Source organism: Clostridium sp. DMHC 10 (assembly GCF_001270375.1).
Lineage (GTDB): Bacteria > Bacillota > Clostridia > Clostridiales > Clostridiaceae > Clostridium_S > Clostridium_S guangxiense.
In genome coordinates, this window is the sequence record NZ_LGVB01000015.1 from 2,168,143 (window position 1) to 2,187,348 (window position 19,206).

Annotated in this window: 13 protein-coding genes, 3 pseudogenes and 1 other annotated feature; of the genes and pseudogenes, 9 read left to right on the plus strand and 7 right to left on the minus strand. The window is 29.7% G+C overall.

Annotation, left to right across the window (positions count from 1 at the left end):
• Window positions 1-725: 725 nt before the first annotated feature.
• A pseudogene (locus tag AGR56_RS12525) lies at window positions 726-1,753 on the minus strand (PocR ligand-binding domain-containing protein).
• Window positions 1,754-2,073: 320 nt separating this feature from the next.
• Here AGR56_RS12525 and AGR56_RS12530 point away from each other — a divergent pair.
• Window positions 2,074-2,635 (plus strand): annotated as a pseudogene (locus AGR56_RS12530) (tyrosine-type recombinase/integrase).
• 387 nt (window positions 2,636-3,022) lie between these two features.
• On the opposite strand, the gene AGR56_RS12535 reads toward AGR56_RS12530, so the two are convergent.
• A complete protein-coding gene (locus AGR56_RS12535; RefSeq protein WP_053242510.1) occupies window positions 3,023-3,637 on the minus strand; it encodes a 3'-5' exonuclease in 615 nt (204 codons plus the stop codon).
• Window positions 3,638-3,892: 255 nt separating this feature from the next.
• Window positions 3,893-4,143 (plus strand) — a binding site (T-box leader).
• Between the two features lie 56 nt (window positions 4,144-4,199).
• On the opposite strand from AGR56_RS12535, the gene metG reads away from it, so the two are divergent.
• Complete coding sequence (gene metG, locus AGR56_RS12540) at window positions 4,200-6,149, plus strand: methionine--tRNA ligase (RefSeq protein WP_053242511.1); 1,950 nt, start codon at window positions 4,200-4,202, stop codon at window positions 6,147-6,149.
• A gap of 160 nt (window positions 6,150-6,309) precedes the next feature.
• On the opposite strand, the gene AGR56_RS12545 is transcribed toward metG, so the two are convergent.
• Window positions 6,310-6,507, minus strand: a complete 198-nt coding sequence (locus tag AGR56_RS12545) for a cold-shock protein (RefSeq protein WP_053242512.1) — start codon at window positions 6,505-6,507, stop codon at window positions 6,310-6,312.
• Between the two features lie 152 nt (window positions 6,508-6,659).
• On the opposite strand from AGR56_RS12545, the gene AGR56_RS12550 reads away from it, so the two are divergent.
• From AGR56_RS12550 to AGR56_RS12565, 4 genes are all read left to right on the plus strand, one after another.
• Window positions 6,660-7,919: an Nramp family divalent metal transporter gene (locus AGR56_RS12550; protein WP_053242513.1), complete on the plus strand. Its 1,260-nt coding sequence runs from the start codon at window positions 6,660-6,662 to the stop codon at window positions 7,917-7,919.
• Window positions 7,920-8,021: 102 nt separating this feature from the next.
• Window positions 8,022-8,648: a TrkA C-terminal domain-containing protein gene (locus AGR56_RS12555; RefSeq protein ID WP_053242514.1), complete on the plus strand. Its 627-nt coding sequence runs from the start codon at window positions 8,022-8,024 to the stop codon at window positions 8,646-8,648.
• A gap of 271 nt (window positions 8,649-8,919) precedes the next feature.
• Window positions 8,920-10,053, plus strand: a complete 1,134-nt coding sequence (locus AGR56_RS12560; protein WP_053242515.1) for a betaine/proline/choline family ABC transporter ATP-binding protein — start codon at window positions 8,920-8,922, stop codon at window positions 10,051-10,053.
• Window positions 10,046-11,617, plus strand: coding sequence for a glycine betaine ABC transporter substrate-binding protein (locus tag AGR56_RS12565; RefSeq protein WP_053242516.1), 1,572 nt, complete (start codon window positions 10,046-10,048; stop codon window positions 11,615-11,617). The genes AGR56_RS12560 and AGR56_RS12565 overlap by 8 nt, the downstream gene beginning before the upstream one ends.
• Window positions 11,618-11,692: 75 nt before the next feature.
• On the opposite strand, the pseudogene AGR56_RS12570 reads toward AGR56_RS12565, so the two are convergent.
• Window positions 11,693-12,562: pseudogene (locus AGR56_RS12570) on the minus strand (Cof-type HAD-IIB family hydrolase).
• A gap of 688 nt (window positions 12,563-13,250) precedes the next feature.
• Here AGR56_RS12570 and AGR56_RS12575 point away from each other — a divergent pair.
• Window positions 13,251-14,846: a peptide chain release factor 3 gene (locus AGR56_RS12575; RefSeq protein WP_053242517.1), complete on the plus strand. Its 1,596-nt coding sequence runs from the start codon at window positions 13,251-13,253 to the stop codon at window positions 14,844-14,846.
• A gap of 488 nt (window positions 14,847-15,334) precedes the next feature.
• On the opposite strand, the gene AGR56_RS12580 is transcribed toward AGR56_RS12575, so the two are convergent.
• A complete protein-coding gene (locus tag AGR56_RS12580) occupies window positions 15,335-16,303 on the minus strand; it encodes a phosphatase PAP2 family protein (protein ID WP_053242518.1) in 969 nt (322 codons plus the stop codon).
• A gap of 344 nt (window positions 16,304-16,647) precedes the next feature.
• Window positions 16,648-16,803 carry a hypothetical protein gene (locus AGR56_RS20360; RefSeq protein WP_157055766.1) on the minus strand — a complete coding sequence of 52 codons (156 nt, stop codon included), beginning with the start codon at window positions 16,801-16,803 and terminating at the stop codon, window positions 16,648-16,650.
• A gap of 181 nt (window positions 16,804-16,984) precedes the next feature.
• On the opposite strand from AGR56_RS20360, the gene AGR56_RS12585 reads away from it, so the two are divergent.
• Window positions 16,985-17,548 carry an ECF transporter S component gene (locus AGR56_RS12585; RefSeq protein ID WP_053242519.1) on the plus strand — a complete coding sequence of 188 codons (564 nt, stop codon included), beginning with the start codon at window positions 16,985-16,987 and terminating at the stop codon, window positions 17,546-17,548.
• A 43-nt stretch (window positions 17,549-17,591) separates the two neighbouring features.
• Here AGR56_RS12585 and AGR56_RS12590 read toward each other — a convergent pair whose 3' ends face one another.
• Entirely contained in the window at window positions 17,592-17,765 is a 174-nt protein-coding gene (locus AGR56_RS12590) for a zinc-ribbon domain-containing protein (RefSeq protein ID WP_053242520.1), read from the minus strand.
• 276 nt (window positions 17,766-18,041) lie between these two features.
• On the opposite strand from AGR56_RS12590, the gene AGR56_RS12595 reads away from it, so the two are divergent.
• Window positions 18,042-19,151, plus strand: a complete 1,110-nt coding sequence (locus tag AGR56_RS12595; protein WP_231016153.1) for a sensor domain-containing diguanylate cyclase — start codon at window positions 18,042-18,044, stop codon at window positions 19,149-19,151.
• Window positions 19,152-19,206: the final 55 nt, after the last annotated feature.

Genomic DNA, 19,206 nt, shown 5'->3' on the forward strand with positions numbered 1-19,206 from the left:
TATATACAATTCCATGAAAATTTGGTTTACAATTCGAAGTTTTAAATCCTATTGAGTAATAAAAGGTACAGCATATGAAGAAACGTTAAGTGTAATTTTTTCTATGTGATTTCTTTTTAGTTCTCAATAATATATATTAAGTTACTATAGATAAACAAGCTGAAATATTTAAATTGCCAATACCAAATTTATCCTTACAAACTGGAATTTAACTCAGAGTACAAAGTACAGAGGACAGAGTACAGTGAAGGATGATTTTTCTCCGCTGTCGCTACTTTAACAATTTGCCACTAAGATTTATAAAATTTTATTTAAACTATTCCTTCAATACTGTTACTTCGCTAAACCGGAAATGCAAGGTAAATTTTTCTCCGGTTCCCTATGAAAAATACTCTATAATCACTGTTAATCAATAAATGAGTGGACAAGTTCACACCCAAAATTCCGTAGGTACGGAGGAATTTTTTCCTTGAACTACCGTAAAAGCGAAGTAGCAGTGATGATGGAACAATTTAAAAAGAATCCAATAAATCTTGGTGAAAAAATCATAAAATACTTAGATATTTCAATCTGCCTGAGCGCCTAGCGAGTTATTGAAATATCTTAGGATTTTACGATTTTTCCACCTTAGATTTATGGATTCTTTTTAATGTTACAAGTCACTGTTACTTCGTAATATTTATGTTTAGCGCGACAGTCCAATAAAAACGTATGTATAATTTGTTTTATTTATTTGCCAAACTATTTAATTCATCGGCTAGACTCATGATTTCTTCTACGCTTGCATTGGTTTCTTGTACGGCAGCAGATTGTTGTTGAGTTGTATTCAAAGTTGCATCAGAGGTATCCAATGTTACATGAACTGAATTTTGTATTTTCTCAGTTAAGGCGCTTATTTTTGCAGCAGTTTCTTTAGAGGTTTCCGATAATTTACGTATTTCATTAGCAACAACTCCAAAGCCCTTTCCAGCATCGCCAGCACGTGCTGCTTCAATTGATGCATTTAATCCAAGCATTTTTGTTTGATTGGCAATGTCTTTTATGTACGTCAAAATAGAATTGATCTCATTTGATAATTTATCAACATTTAATATTTCATTATTCAAACTTTCTTGATTTTCTGCGACTTGTACAGATGAAGCTGCTAGTTCTTCCATGGCAGCGGATATTTGGCTAAAATTCTCTGAAAGGATATTAGTCATTTCTTTTATTTTAAGTTGCTGGTGTCCAATCTGTGATAAGGCGTTTACAACAGTAAATAAAATATTTGCAGCAGCTTTAACTTTATTTTCAGCTAATGAAGTTATTTTATTGGCTTCCTCTTTGTATTTTTCACTATCTAGCCCAAGTTCACTGGCTGTTTTTAAAATTTTCTCTTCATCGACTTTTGAAAAAACAATTTGACCTCCAAGAATTGTGCCGAATTGTTTTCCATCAATTATAATTGGAACTGCAAAATCGATTAATCCCGCATGGCAGGTATATATATAAGGCTTGCCAGTTCTAGCGGCTTCTTCGCTCCAATTCTATGTGATTCTGCACATTTTTTAATTCCTTTTTCATTTGATTGAGTATATTTAGAACAGAAATTTGTATATCTTGTCGGTTTTGTAATAGGAACACCATCCATATTAACAGTGATACTAGCTATTTCCATACTTTCTCCAAAATCATCTTGGAATTTTTGTAAAAAATCTAAGTCAATTATATCTTTAAGTTTTATATTCTCTAAGTTAAAAGAATCATTTGGCAAATTAAGCTTCCCCCTTTAAATTAAGTTTTATTTTTAATGTAAAATGCAAAATTAACTTATGCATATGATAAGGGATAATTGGAAGTTGGGTTATACGAATGCATAAGTTAATTTTGCGACCATAGTTGAAGATTGGTTATTGTAACTATCAAAATACTTATAAAACAATTTGCGTATTTTGTTTCATAACGTACCTATGATAATGATAATAACTATAGGCTTTAACGCTTAATGTGATATAATTTATTAGTATAATATCAAAAAATGTTATGAAACGTTTTTTTTTGATACACTGTATAAAAATAGTTTGGAGGAATACTATGGTAGTTGAACCAATAAAAGATAAAATAAAAATAAAACAATTGTATTATTATTTAAATGGAAAAAATCCTAAGTATGGTTTGCTCTTTAAATTTGGACTAAATACAGGACTTAGAATCAGTGATATTTTGCCTATAAAGGTAAAAGATATTTTTAATGAACGTGGAGAATATAGATATTACCTTATATTAAAAGAAAAGAAAACTGGAAAAATAAAAAAAATAAAATTGAACAATGCCATTAAAAAAGCTATAAATTCATTTGTAAAACAACAAGAATTAACGCAAGATTCATATTTATTTTATAGTCGTAAAGGCGGTCATTTAAAGCGTATACAAGCTTATAAAGTTTTAAAAGAAGCTGCTAATATTTGCTATGTGGAAAAATTTTGGCACACATAGTTTACGTAAAACATGGGGATATTGGACATACAAAGCATCAAAATATAATATAGGATTAATTATGGATACATTTAATCATAGTTCTCAGGGTATTACTCTTAGATATATAGGAATTAATCAAGAGCAGAAAGATGAATTGTATTCCCTTGTGCAATTTTGAATAAACTGTAGCTTTTTATAAATAATTGCCTTATTGTCATAAATTTAATAATTGTGTAGAAATTTTAAAAAATATATGTTATTATATATACATATTTATGAAACAAAATACGCATATTGTTTCATGAGCTTACAATTACAAGATTAAGTTTATAAATTATCCAAAATTTAAAATATAATGTACTATGAAAAGCTTTTAATTGGCATTAAACGGATTATATTTGAATTTTATGGCAAAAAGGACGAATGAAAATAAGTTTGTTAGTTATAAATTATGACATAATAAAAAATTCTACTGTTTTGAGAAATAACATTAGAATTTTTTTTGCATAAATATTTGCTTTTTACATTTATTTACAACGAAGTTTTTTGATATTATTTGCCCTGTTTAAGAGGTTTTAACAATTTTTGAGAAGTATCTTTGGGGAATGTAACCTTTTTTAATTCCTTCAGTGACTAGTAAATAAGTAGCTGTAGTATCAAATCTAGCGTCATGGAAATTGCCGTCTCCTTGAAAAAGCTTTTTACTTAAATCTTTAATATGAGATGAGTTTATATTTAAAAATCTTACAGCTTCTTCAAGTCTAGGATTTTTATAATTTCCATTATTATTTATTATTTTGCATATGTTTTTGTAATAGTTCATGGTACAAAAGATATGGTTAGGGTTAAAAATCTCTCCGCAGCAAGCCAATTCGTGAGTTAAAAATTTTATATCAAAATTAACATTATGACCTATAAGTATATCTGCTGTTTTAAAATCGTCTAAGAAAAATTCCAGATTATCTTTAAAAAACTTGCCGCCGCTCAATTCGTTTAAAATTTCTACACTGAAGCCGTGTACATCTTCTGCACTTGGCTCTACGTAATCTACGGAAAAAAATATGTTTTTTCCAATGGTTTTGTTTGGTTTTATATTTGTATCTACTAGGATGTAGCTTAACTGGCATATGTTGCCTGGTCTTAAACCAGTTGTTTCGGTATCAAAAAATATCATCTTCATATTTTATCAGAACTCCTATTATAAATTTATTGTATAGTTTAGTATTATAAAACAAAAAAGAACTGACATCAAATATTAAGTAAAGCGCAAGTAACAAAAATAAAATACTATGTGATGAATTCCATATTAATTGTCTCTTAACTGTACGTTATTCTGTTGATAATTATGGTGTTTTATATAAAAAATATATATTACGAATTAGTATAAAATAATGTATAGTTGACAATAATAAGTTTATGTACTAATATATAATCTATAAATGCATTGATGGGAAGAGTAATAAATGGACGCATGCAAAGAGAGCTGATGTATGGTGAAATTCAGTGGTGTAAAAGTTTATGAACATGGACCCGGAGCAGAATATCTGAAATTTAGTAGGGTATTACGTAAGCATACGTTAAAATGCAGGGTGATAAAATAAATTATGAATTTATGAGTCACTTAGTGAGATTTTTGTCGTGAGATAAAAATAAAATAGAGTGGTAACGCGTGAATTCGCCTCTAAATAAAAACGTAAAAGTTTTTATTTAGAGGTTTTTATATTTTAGAGGAGGCTTTTACAATGTCAGAAAAAAAACCATTTTATATTACAACACCGATTTATTATCCATCTGCAAAATTACACATAGGAAACACGTATACAACGGTTGCAGCAGATGCTATTGCAAGATTTAAAAGACTTCAGGGCTATGATGTATTTTTTCTAACAGGTTCAGATGAACACGGACAGAAAATACAGAGGATAGCAGAAAAAGAAGGAGTTACTCCAAAACAATATGTTGATAAAATAGTTGCAGGTATAAAAGACTTATGGAAAATGATGAATATAAGCTATGATAAATTCATAAGGACAACAGATGATTATCATGTAGAGACTGTACAAAAAATATTTAAGAAACTTTATGATCAAGGAGATATATATAAAGGTTCATATGAAGGCTGGTACTGCACACCTTGTGAATCTTTCTGGACTGAAACTCAGCTTCAAGATGGTAAGTGTCCAGACTGCGGAAGACCTGTAGAAAAAACTAAGGAAGAAGCATATTTCTTTAAAATGTCAAAATATGCTGATAAACTTATAAAATATATAGAAGATCATCCACATTTTATTCAACCTGAATCAAGAAAAAATGAGATGTTAAATAATTTTTTAAGGCCAGGACTTCAAGATTTGTGTATTTCAAGAACATCATTTAATTGGGGAATACCAGTTACTTTTGATGAAAAACATGTCATTTATGTTTGGATAGATGCGCTTTCAAATTATATAACAGCTCTTGGTTATGGAAGTGAAAATGATGAAAACTTTAAAAAGTATTGGCCTTGTGATGTTCATCTTGTAGGAAAAGATATAATAAGATTCCATACAATTTATTGGCCAATTATGCTTATGGCTCTCGGCCTTGAACTTCCAAAACAGGTTTTTGGCCATGGCTGGCTTTTAGTTGATGGGGGGAAAATGTCAAAATCAAAGGGAAATGTTGTAGACCCTGTATTATTAGTTAATCATTTTGGCACAGATCCTGTAAGATATTATCTTTTACATGAGATACCATTTGGAGCAGATGGACTTTTTAATAACGAAATTTTTATAAAGAAGATAAACTCTGATCTTGCAAATGACCTTGGAAATTTAGTTTCAAGAACTGTGGCTATGCTTGAAAAGTATTTTGATGGAATTATTCAACCACCTTTAGAAAAGGAAGAACTAGACAATGAACTTATAGATTTGGCACTTGGACTTCCAGAAAAGCTTGATGCAGACATAAAAGATTTAAAGATACCTGAGGCACTTGATCATATATGGGATGTTATAAAAAGAGCAAATAAATATATAGATGAAACAGCACCATGGGTTTTAGCTAAGGATCTTTCTAAAAAGGAGAGGCTTGGAACAGTTTTATATAATTTAGTAGAAACACTTAGAATAGTATCAACTGTACTTTCTGCTTTCTTACCTGAAACAAGTGAAAAAATAAACGCTCAACTTAACATTGAAACTGCAACTTGGAATAGTCTTTCTGCCTTTGATGGAACAAGAGCAGGAACAAAAGTTAAAAAAGGAAATGTAATATTTCCTAGAATAGACCTTGATAAAGCGCTTGAAGAACTTAACAAATTAAAGGAAGAGCAGATGAAAAAGGCAGCACAAGGACAGGAAGCAAAGGCTGAACCAATAAAACCTGAAGTAACAATAGAAGACTTTGAAAAACTTGATTTTAGAATTGTTAAGGTGTTGGAGTGTGAACCAGTGAAGAAATCAGATAAACTCCTCAAACTCAAAGTTGATTTGGGTGGAGAAGAACGACAGGTGGTATCAGGAATAGCAAAATTTTATAAGCCAGAAGAATTAGTTGGAAAATCTGTAATACTTGTCGCTAACTTAAAATCTGTAAAACTTAGAGGAGAATTATCACAAGGCATGATACTTGCTGCTTCTAATGAAGATGACAGCAAATTATTTGCAGCAACTATAGATGGTGAGCTTCCAACTGGAAGTGTGGTAAGATAAGTATAATAAATTCCAGAGAATACATAACTCTCTGGAATTTTATTATATTTATAAGAAAGGAAAATGTCTCATATATTCCTGATAAAATTGATTGATAAAATCCTCTATAATTAAATTTAATTGTAGAGGATTTTATTTAGAAGATTATATATTTAAAGGCTTAATGTCTTTTTACATTAATCGCCTGTTCACCCTTTTGACCTTCAGTTACATCAAATTCAACTTCCTGACCTTCTTCAAGAGTTTTAAATCCATCTTCTTTAATACCTGAATAATGTACGAATACGTCATTTCCTTCCTGGGTTGTAATAAATCCAAACCCTTTTTGAGAATTAAACCATTTAACTGTTCCTACCATATAAAGACCTCCAAAATAAAATATAAAATGAAAATTCATTCATCTAATTAATAGTATATACTATAAATTTAGATTATATACATATATTTATAAATAATACTAAAATACTGTTATAATAAAAGTAGAAAGCAATATTTTTACGAGGTGATTTTATGAAGCATAAATTTAATATATTTAAAGGAGAACATAAGCCAGGTTTTGGAGCTAGAGATTTTTTAAAATATGTAGGTCCTGGACTTCTTGTCACCGTAGGTTTTGTAGATCCTGGAAACTGGGCTTCCAATGTATCAGCTGGTGCTGATTATGGATATAAGTTATTGTGGATGGTAACACTTTCTACTATTATGCTTATAATATTGCAGCACAATGCAGCTCATCTTGGAATAGTTACAGGAGATTGTTTATCAGAAGCAACTACAAAAAACGTGAAACCTGGGTTAAATAGATTTATATTATTTAGTGGAGTGGGGGCAGCAATATCTACAGCTATGGCAGAACTTTTGGGAGGAGCAATAGCTTTAAATATGCTTTTTAAAATTCCAATAAAAATAGGAACTTTGATAATGTTATTTGTTGTAATGTGGATGCTTTTTTCAAATTCTTATAAAAAACTTGAGAGATGGATAATTGGTTTTGTTTCAATTATAGGAATTTCATTTATATTAGAAATTACACTGGTAAATATAGATTGGAAGATTGCTGCTATTAGTTTTATAAAGCCAGAAATACCTGTAGGGTCAATGCCAATCATAATGAGTGTTTTAGGAGCTGTTGTTATGCCGCATAATTTATTTTTACATTCTGAAATTATACAGAGTAGGCAGTGGAATATACAAAAAGAAGAAGTTATAAAAAAACAGCTTAGGTACGAATTCTTTGATACAATTTTTTCCATGCTTGTAGGTTGGGCAATAAATAGTTCAATGATATTACTTGCAGCAGGTACATTTTTTTCAAGTGGTATTAAAGTTAATGAATTAACTCAAGCACAAAGTATGCTTAGGCCTATTCTTGGAAGTCGTGCTTCAATAATATTTGCAGTGGCATTATTATTTTCGGGTATATCATCGACGGTTACAGCTGGAATGGCAGGAGGAAGTATATTTGCAGGTATATACAAGGAGCCATATGATATAAAGGATAGTCATACAAAAGTTGGTGTTTTAATAACACTTGTATTGTCAGCTGTTGTAATATTTTTTATAACAGATCCATTTAAGGGGTTAATATATTCTCAAATGCTTTTAAGTATACAGCTTCCAATAACTATATTTACCCAAATATATCTTACTTCATCTAAAAAGGTCATGGGCAAATTTGTAAATAGTTTGTTGGATAAATCACTTCTCATAATAATAGGAATAATTGTTACAGGATTAGATATAGGATTGCTAATTACTTCTTTTAGATGAAAACTATATATTTACACCATTAATATAATGATTTATACTAAGTATGCATAAAAACTTTTAGATATGGGAGGAATAAGTCAGAGCATATTCTGACAATAAAAAATGGCTGAATCTATAGTTAAACCAGTTTATCAGAAAATAGCAATTGATATTGCAAATAGAATAGTGGATGGAGATCTTAAAGTTGACGATAAATTATATGGAAGGTCTGTTCTTGCAAGTAAATATAATGTGTCACCTGAAACTATAAGAAGAGCTATAGCTATATTAAGTGATATGGGTATAGTTGAAGTTGTTAAAGGTAGTGGAATTACAATAAAATCAGTAGATAATTGTTTGAAGTTTATCGATAAATATAAAGAAATAGATTCTATGCAGTCTTTAAAAAAGGAGGTCGAAAATTTAATACATAAAAAAGATGAGTATGAAAGAAAAATAAACAGCGTAATAAATGAATTGGTAGATTACTCAAGTAGATTTAGCAAGAGTGATCCATTTACTCCTTTTGAATTTGAAATATATAGTAATATGGAAATCGTAGGCAAGAGTATATCTGAAACAAAGTTTTGGCAGAATACAGGTGCTACAATTATAGCAATAAGACGTGGTGAAAAACTGATACTTTCACCGGGACCTTATGCTACTTTTGAACATAAGGATACAATTATAGCAATAGGAGATGAAACGAGTTACTATCGTTTAAGAAAGTTTTTATATAAAGAGAATTAATGAAAATAAAGTGCCGTAATACCATGAACAATGGTTTTATGGCATTTTATTTTAAGATTTATTTTTATTAGAAAAAAACATGTAAAATATTGCTATTTACATAACTAATATATTATAATATAATTAAAGAAACAACTCTTACTTTGCAACAAGTTGCTTGTTTTAATATTATGTGGGTATAGTATTTAGAAGTTTTTATAATCAAAGAAACAACTTTAAAATAAAAAAAAAAAAAAAAAAAGTTGTTTATCTGTAGAAAAGGAGGAGTTAGATGATAGAATTTAAAAACGTATGTAAAAGTATAGGAGGAAAACCAATAATAAAGAATGTAAATATTACTATAAATGATGGAGAATTTATAACTTTTATTGGACCTAGCGGCTGTGGAAAGACAACGACATTGAAAATGATAAACAGGCTTATTAAGCAAAGTTCAGGTGAAATATTGATTAATGGAAATAGGATAGAAGATGAAAATATAATTAAGCTTAGAAGAAACATTGGATATGTAATACAGCAAACAGGTCTTTTTCCACATATGACGGTTAGGGAGAATATTATGCTTATACCTTCACTGGAAAAAATTGATAGGAATGAAATAGATGATAGGATAGAAAAACTTTTGAAGTTGGTTGGCATGGAAGCTTCAGTTTATATGGATAAATATCCGAGTGAACTTAGTGGAGGCCAGCAGCAGAGAATAGGCATAGCTAGAGCATTTGCAATGAATCCAGAAATAATACTTATGGACGAGCCATTTAGTGCATTAGATCCTATAACAAGAAATCAGCTTCAAGATGAGGTATTTAATATACAACAAACTTTCAAGAAGACAATAGTATTTGTTACTCATGATATGGATGAAGCATTAAAATTAGCAGATAGAATTTGTATAATGAAAGATGGTTCAGTAATGCAATATGATACACCAGATAAAATACTTAAAAATCCTATAAATGATTTTGTTAAGAATTTTGTTGGTGAGAATAGAATATGGAATCAACCTGAGTTAATTAAGGTTAAAGATATAATGATAAAGGATCCAGTAAAGTCAGGAAGTGAAAGAACTGTGCTTCAAGCCTTGGAGATAATGAAGTCTAGTCATGTTGATAGCTTGCTAATATTAGATAAGGAAGGTAAGCTAGATGGACTTGTTACCTTAAAGGATATAAGAAGAAACATTGACAGAAATATAAGGGTTAGCGAAATTATGAACAGAAATATTATAACAATTAATGCTGAGGAATCAATAGTAAATATTATGAAGAAAATGCGTTATGAAAAGATAGGATACGTCCCAGTTACAGATGATGAATCTAAATTAGTTGGACTTGTTACTAAAAGTAGTCTTTTGTCAGTTTTAACTACTCAGTTTATTGAAGGTGAGGTGGAAGCTTTTGAGTAATTTTGTTAATTTTATATTAGAGAGAAAAGACCAAATATTCACTCTATTTTTGCAGCATATAGAACTCACAATATTTGCAGTTTTAGTCTCAATAATTGTAGGGGTTCCACTAGGTATTTTAATAACAAGAGTAAGGAAGCTTTCTACTCCTGTAATAGCAGTTGCTAATATAGCTCAATCAATACCAAGTTTAGCACTTTTAGGATTTTTAATTCCTGTGTTTGGAATAGGTAGTAAACCATCAATAATAATGGTAGTTATATATTCTCTGCTCCCAATTATAAAAAATACTTATACAGGACTTATAAATATAGATGCGCCTATAATAGAAGCGGCTACAGGGGTTGGGCTTACAAAAAGCCAGATCCTTTTAAAAATAAGTATTCCTCTTGCTATGCCAATTATAATGTCAGGTATAAGAATATCTGCTGTAACAGCAGTGGGACTTATGACAATAGCAGCATTTGTTGGCGCAGGTGGTCTTGGATATTTAGTATTTTCAGGGGTGCAGACAGTAAATAACTATATGATACTTGCAGGTGCAATTCCAGCTTGTTTTCTTGCTTTATTTTTAGATTTTATAATAGGAAAAGTTGAAGAACATGTTGTTCCAGAAGGAATTAGAATTTCTAAGGGTGAAAAAATCAAGAGGAGAAAGATTAAAAATAGAAAGTTTAATAAAATTTTAGCTGCAGTACTTGCGGTGATAATAGTTGTGGTGAGTTGTGTTGCATTTTATAATTCTAGAAATAAAAAAGTTATAGTAATAGGTTCTAAGAATTTTAATGAGCAGCTTATACTTGGAAATATGGTTGCATCACTTATAGAACATGATACAGATTATAAAGTAGAAAAAAAGTTGAACTTAGGGGGAACCAATGTTGTCTTTAGCGCTATGAAAAGTGGTGATGTGGATTTATATGTTGAATACACAGGAACAGGACTTGTGGATATAATGAAACGAAATAGTATTTCAGATAAAGATAAGGTTTATAACATGGTAAAAGATTATTTTGATAAAGAATATAATATGGAGTGGCTTAAACCAATTGGTTTTAATAACACTTATGTTTTATCTATGAAAAAAGAACTTGCCAATAAATATAATATAAATACAATATCAGATTTATCGAAGATGAGTAATAACTTTACATTAGGAAGTACCATGGAGTTCTTAAATAGAGCTGATGGATATTTAGGACTTCAAAAAACGTATAATATTAATTTCAAAAATACGAAGGGACTTGATGGAGGACTTAGATATTCTGCACTTAATAAAAACGAAACTCAAGTTACTGATGCCTTTTCAACGGATGGGCTTCTTAAAAAGTTTGATTTAAAAACTCTTAAAGATGACAAAAACTTTTTTCCACCTTATTATGCAGTTCCTTTAGTAAAGAAAGAAACATTAGAGAAATATCCTAAACTCAAAGGTGTGTTAGAAAAGCTTCAGGATAAGATAACTGATAGTGAAATGAGAGAATTAAATTATAGAGTGGATAGTGGCGAAAAACCAGAAAAAGTTGCAGATGATTTCTTAAGAAGCAAAGGGCTTATTAAATAATTTCTTCAATGATTTCAGTTTAGTCGAAGTAACAGTATTTAATATTTCAAGATACTGCTACTTCGTCATATTTTTTTAGGATGCTTGGCTCAACATAAACTTATGAATTACATGAGCTACTCCGTCTTCTTCATTTGATTTTGTAACATAGTCGCATATTTTTTTTACTTCTGGAAAAGCATTGCCCATAGCGACTCCAAGTCCTGCATACTTTACCATAGCAATATCGTTACCAGCATCGCCTACACATATAATTTCATCAGGGCTCAAACCTAGATTTTTGGCTAAAAGGCTTACCCCAAATCCCTTGTCTACTTTTTTTATTTAAAAATTCTAGAAAAATATCTTCACTTCTCACAACAGTATATTTGTTATGAAATTTTTTGAGGTACCAATTTTTTCTGCTCTATCCAAGTTTTCTTTTGAATCTACAAGCATTATTTTTATTATGCTTTCATTTCTGTCAATAGCATCAAATGGCTTTTCAATGAGAGAAAGGTTATTCATGTAAGCTTCACGCTCGCTGTAAGGGTTTATTTTTGGAGTAATACATTCATTGGTAGTAAGTGTATGAACATTTAAGTTTAGTTTTAAGCTTAAATCGTATATTTCCTGTAAATCTTCATATTTCATTAAATTCTCAGCTATTATATGGCCAGTTTTTGTTTTTTGAACTACAGCACCATTAAAGGCTACTGCATAATCGTCATCTCCCATTAAATCTAGTTGCTTTAAATATTTTTCAATTCCTTTTGCTGGTCTTCCAGTAGCAAGAACTACTTTATATCCATTTTCTTTCGCTGTTTTTATTGCGTCAAAATTCGCTTTAGATATTGTTTTATCGTCTTTCAGGAGAGTTCCATCCATATCAAGTGCAATTAGTTTGTACATAGCAAATCCTCCAATTAATTTAATATAAGATTTTCGTATATTGAAAGTGAACATACATGAGGTTTGGGCTAATATATATATGCGCAATACAAGTTAAAGAAGGATAATGGGCTTACATCCCAAACCCCGTGCATGATCATTATCCTTCTATACATTAAGCAAATAATCGCTTAAAATTACCATTTAGATTTGTAGAATTTTTTTAATGTGACGAAGCATTGTTACTTAGCAATATTTTTAAACTGCTAAAGTTAAATTGCATGTTTCTACATAATAATATTATATCATCATATATAAGGCTAAGATAACCCCAAAGTTTTAATGTGCACGTTTACTAATCTTTTTTATTGAAAAAAAATAATAAACTGATATAATTACTTTGTTTAGCTAGAAAATTTAGTTGATGCTGAATCGTAATTAATTAGGAGATGAATATTAAATTGAGATTGCATTGATTTAGAATTATTATATAGATATATAGTGAAACTAGTTCAACTACAATCTATATATGTACCATGATCCATTAAATATTGGTATTTTGGAGCACATACAGATTAAGTTTCACAGTGTTTTCACTTTATTAAAGTCTGTATTGATTCAGGCTTTTTTGTTGTAATGAAATAAAGATAAACCATTTGAAACTTCGAAATTAATTTGTACTAAAATGCTGTCTTCTGAGTATTATGCTGTAAATTGATTTTGACAGTTGAAATGGTTTATCTATATGTAAAGGAGAGAAAAAATGGCTGATCTTATAAATGAAATAGAAAAAAGACGTACTTTTGCTATAATATCTCACCCAGATGCAGGAAAAACAACTCTTACAGAAAAGTTATTGTTATATGGTGGAGCTATAAGGCTAGCAGGTTCTGTTAAAGCAAGAAAAGCTTCAAAGCACGCAGTTTCAGATTGGATGGAAATAGAAAAACAAAGAGGAATATCTGTAACTTCATCCGTTATGCAATTTAATTATGAAGGGTATTGTATCAATATTCTCGATACTCCAGGACATCAGGATTTTAGTGAAGATACGTATAGAACATTAATGGCCGCCGACTGTGCGGTAATGGTAATCGATGCTGCTAAAGGTATAGAGGCTCAAACTAAAAAGCTATTTAATGTATGTAGTCTTAGAGGAATACCTATATTTACTTTTATAAATAAAATGGATAGAGAGAGCAGAGACCCATTTGAACTTTTACAGGATATTGAAAATGAACTTGGAATAAAGTCTTATCCTATTAATTGGCCAATTGGTTCAGGTAAAGATTTTAAAGGAGTATATGACAGAGAAAATAAGCTTGTACAAGTGTTTGATGGTGGAAATCATGGTCAAACTGAAGTTGAAGCATTAGAAGGAAATGTAGATGATAATATTTTCAGAGATCTACTAGGTGATTCACTTCATGATAAGCTTATAGAAGATATAGAATTATTAAATGTTGCTGGTGATAAGTTTGATATAGAGAAAGTAAGAAAAGGTGAACTTACTCCTGTATTTTTTGGAAGTGCTCTTACTAACTTTGGTGTTAAGCCTTTTCTTGAGGAATTTTTAAAATTAACTTCGCCACCTCTTCCAAGAACATCTGATAAAGGTGAAATAGATGTATTTGATGAAAAGTTTTCAGCTTTTATATTTAAAATACAGGCAAATATGAATAAAGCACATAGAGATAGAATTGCCTTTATGAGAATTTGTTCTGGTAAGTTTAAAAAGGGCATGGAAGTATTTCATGTACAGAAAAATACTAAAATTAGACTTACACAGCCTCAGCAGTTTTTAGCACAGGATAGAGAAATAATAGAGGAGGCTTATGCTGGTGATATAATAGGTGTGTTTGATCCAGGAATTTTTAGTATAGGAGATACACTTTGTGAAAGCAGCGATAAATTTAAGTTTGAGGGAATTCCAGTGTTTGCGCCAGAGCATTTTGCAAGGGTTAGAACAATAGATACAATGAAGAGAAAGCAATTTATTAAAGGTGTAACACAGATAGCACAGGAAGGCGCAATACAAGTATTTAAGGAAACAAATATAGGAATAGAAGAATTAATTGTTGGTGTAGTTGGTGTACTTCAATTTGAAGTTCTTCAATATAGACTCAAGAGTGAATACAATGTTGAAATTAAAATGGATATGCTTCCATATAAAAGCATAAGATGGATAGAAAATGAAGATGTAAACATGGACGATTTAACGTTAACTTCAGATACCAAACGTGTAAAAGATATGAAAGATAGAAATCTTTTGCTATTCCAAAGTGAATGGTCAATAGGATGGGCACTTGAGCATAACAAAGGTTTAACATTATCCGGTGTCGCGAAAAGTGATGAGTAAACATATAGAGGTTTGGGCGAAGCCATGTGATTTGAGAACAATAAATTAGTCCTCACTATAATAGAGGAAAAACTAATAAATTAGTCATATTAAGCTGGGAGGTTTGGGCGAAGCCATGTGATTCACTCTATTGAAAGATATTAAATGAAAGCCATAAATCTAAGAGGCTAATTATTAAAAGCTTCCAAGATTTATGACCTTTATTTAAACTGTTCTGCTATATTATTACTTTATATAACTGGAGGTTAGGTAAAAGCTTTCTCAGTTTTTTTACGAAAAATACGCTGAGAATAAGTTTTAACAATAAAAGCATAAATAATACATTATAAAGATTCACGTCTAAATTCTGTAGGCACGGAGGAATTTTTTCCTTGTACCACCGTAGGAGCGAAGTAACAATGCTGAAGGAACGATTTAAAAAAATCCTAATAAATCTTAGATTTATAGGATTTTTTTAACGCGACGAAGCGTTGTTACTTCGTAATTTCTTAAGATGAAATAGAATTGTTGTCTATTTCAAAAGCTGAAGTATTGTTTCTGTAGTAGTATTTATCGAGTAGAGGCTGTACCTTTTTCTGCATCTTTCCAATAACAAAATCTGTTAATTTAACAGAACAGTATGCTAAAATCAAACCGCCGAATACATCAAGTACCCAATGTATTTCAAGATATAGTGTTGAGTAAATAACACTTAAGCAGAAAAATCCCCATACACATTTAAATAATTTATCCTTTTCACGCAAAACAAGTAAAAATGCTGCAAAAGCTATAGAAGTATGCATTGATGGAAAACAATTAAGTGCAGTACCAGACTTTTCGGCGAATGAATGAAAATGTCTTGCAAGACCATCAGGTTCACCTAATACGAACCATACTTCTTGAAGATGAAAAGTTATATAAAATGGGCTTATAAGGAAAATTTGAAATACATGAGCAGAACAAATATATTTAATCATTTTCTTATAATCTCGTATTATTGCAGATCTTAATATGCATATCATTGGTGGAAGTATAAAACCATTATTATAAACTAGCCTAAAAAACCAAGTTAAGTTATCGCTTTTATACATTCTAAAAATGGCACCATTATTAAAAGGTATTTTTTTAAATATAGGGTTAAAATCTACGACTATTTTAAGTTTTCTTTCTAGGTTTAGCATTTGTCCCCAAATTGCATAGCCATTTTTATTTATATACCATAAAAAAATTGCAAGTGGTATACAAAGAAGAATAAATGGAAGCCACTTAACATCTTTTCTCATGTCTTTATATGCAGTAAGAAAGATAAACCAATAAATTGATGCAATAACTTTATAACCAGGAGTTGCATTAACCAAATAAACATGTAGTGTATTTATAAAAAGTATTGTTCCGATAATTATAGGATAATATTCTTCTACAAAGTTAAAAATCTTCTTAAAATTATTTAATGTAGCTTGTCTGTTTAAACTTAACATTAATTCACCTCCATGACAGAGTAAATTATAACATATTAAATATGTAAAGTTAACTAAAATAGCAATAAAATTTGACTATTGAATTGTGGAAATTAGTATAAATAAAACAAATATGCTTAAAAATTTGGGATAAATACGGGATTTAGTAGGGGAATTAACAGATGAGTAACAAATATTTACACTTTGATTACATTAACCATTTTTATAATTGAATTTACATTAAGTTCCATAAAGACTATATGTAATATAATGGAATTAATTAAAATTAAGGCTGTTGTAAAATAAGAAAAGAAATTAATACTATAAAAAATTTTTACAACAGCCGTTGAAATGAAAAAATTTAATTATGAACTTTTTCTTTCATGCAGCATAGCATCTACAATGAAAACAAATGCTGATATAGATAATAATACATTTATAGCATTAATTCCTGTTCCTATTATTAAGACTGAAATCCATATTAAAAAACTGAAACTGCAAATCCATCTGAATATATTCATGAAATCATCTCCTGTTCTAGAAATTATGTCATTTTCAAAGTAAATCAACTATAGTATTTGTATTATAAAAATTAATATTCATAAAATTGTATGGATACATTTGCAATAACATTTATAAAATTATAATATAATTATTAAATGAATTCATTTGTAAATAATAAGGTAAGGTGAGGATAAATAAATGGAACAGAGAGTTACTAACACAAAGTATAGTATAAGAGATATTGCTGAAATATCGGTTATGGCCGCAATAGTTTTTGTAGCAACTAAGCTTACTGGTATACCAGTTGGACTTGGATATAAAGGAGTTGTACATGTTGGAGATAGCATGATATTTATAGCCGCTATAATTTTTAAAAGAAGAAATGCAGTTTTAGCTTCGGCTATTGGAATGGGATTATTTGATTTATTATCAACAGCTCCTATGTGGACGCCATTTACGCTTGTTATAAAAGGGGGAATGGCTTATATTGCAGCTAGTATTGCATATAGAAATGATTATAAAGGTGAAAGTATGATTAACAATATATTTGGTTTTATTCTTGGTGGAATATGGATGATAGGAGCTTATTATTTATCTGGAGTGGTATTAGATCATTATTTAATGAACTTTCCTTGGAGCCAAGCTTGGTTTATACAAGCAACTCATATAGCGCCAGACGTAGCTCAAGTAGTAGTGGGAATAATAATAGCTGTACCAGTAAGTAAAATAATTAAAAAAGCTAATATAATAAAACAAAGCTAGGTTAAAAAAGCTAAAATAAAAAGAGAGGATAACCTCTCTTTTACTATCTAGAAAAATCTTTGTGGAAACTATTTCTCTTATTTTTTCTAGCTTTTCTGCATTCAGGACATCTTACAGGATCATTTTCAAATCCTTTTTCTTTATAAAATTCCTGCTCACCCTCTGTAAAAGTAAATTCCTTTCCACAATCTTTACAAACAATTACTTTATCTGCCATGATAAATCCTCCTTAAACCATAGGAATAATTAATCTTGGACAAAGTTTCTATCTCCTATAAATTTAAGGAGTCAATAAAACAATACCTTGATAATTAACCTAATAATATAAATATAATGTTATTATATCACAAAATAGATAAAATTCAATATAATAAGAGTACAATTAATGGTAAAATATTAGTAAGGCAATAAAGGATTTTGTGATAAATTGCAGAATTTAATATAATAATATATATGTGATAGGGCTGTAATAAGATATGGTGATGTAGTTATTTTGATTAAGAAAAGGGAGATTAATGTGGAAAATCATGAAGAACTCTATGAAAAGTATTTAAAGCTAAAACAAGAATTTAGCACTTATCAAAACTTTGCTGAAAAACAAATACAAACAATGAGCGAAAAAAATACAGAGTTAGAAAAAAAGCTGGATGTACTTACTAATGTAGTAGAAGTAAGCAAGTATATAAACTCCAATATAAGTGATGATAATTTAATACCAATGATTAATGATATGATTATAGGAATTTTGGGAGTTACATATTCAACCATATATCTAAAAGAAGCTAAGGGAGATTTTATTGTTAAGGCTTGTAATATCAAGGTAGCAAATTATAATATAATAGCAAATACAATCTTTTCACTGCTTGGATCAGAAGATCCCATAGTCATAAATTCGAGAGAACCAATATTTAATGGCTTTAAAGGTAAACTTAACATACATTCTGTTATAGGAGTGCCTATAACTTTAAGGGATAGATTTATGGGCTATATAGTTGTTGAGCATACTTTATTTGATTTTTTTGGACATGGTCACATAAAATTTATATCAGCAATTGCTAATCAGATAGGTATTGCTATAGAAAATAATATTCTTTATAAAAGAATTAAGGAAGCTTCAATTAGGGATGCCTTGCTTGGAATAAGTAATAGAAAACACTTCTTTGATGTAATAGAGGAAAAAGTGTTAAAGTATCCTAAGAAAAGTTTCGCAATTGTAATGGTGGATATAGATTTCTTCAAAAGCTTTAACGATTCCTATGGACATCAATTTGGAGACAAGGTTTTAATAGAAACTGCGAGAATATTATCTAAGAATATTGACCAGAAAAAAGATGAAATAGCCAGATATGGTGGAGAAGAGATAGTAATATATATAGATGATGCAAGTTCTCATGAAACTGTTTTTAGAATTGTTGATGATATGAGAAGAAAACTTAATGATAATATAGTAAAGTATGGCGAAATAGAGAAATCCGTAACGGCAAGTTTTGGAATAAGCTATTATCCTGAAAATGGTAGTACTGTTGAAAAAGTTTTAAATGTATCAGATTCTATGCTTTACAAAGCTAAAAAGTCTGGAAGGAATAAGATTGTTTCAGCCTAACACTTAAAATTTGAAATTTTTATGCTATTATGATTTAATATATAGGTGAATGCAT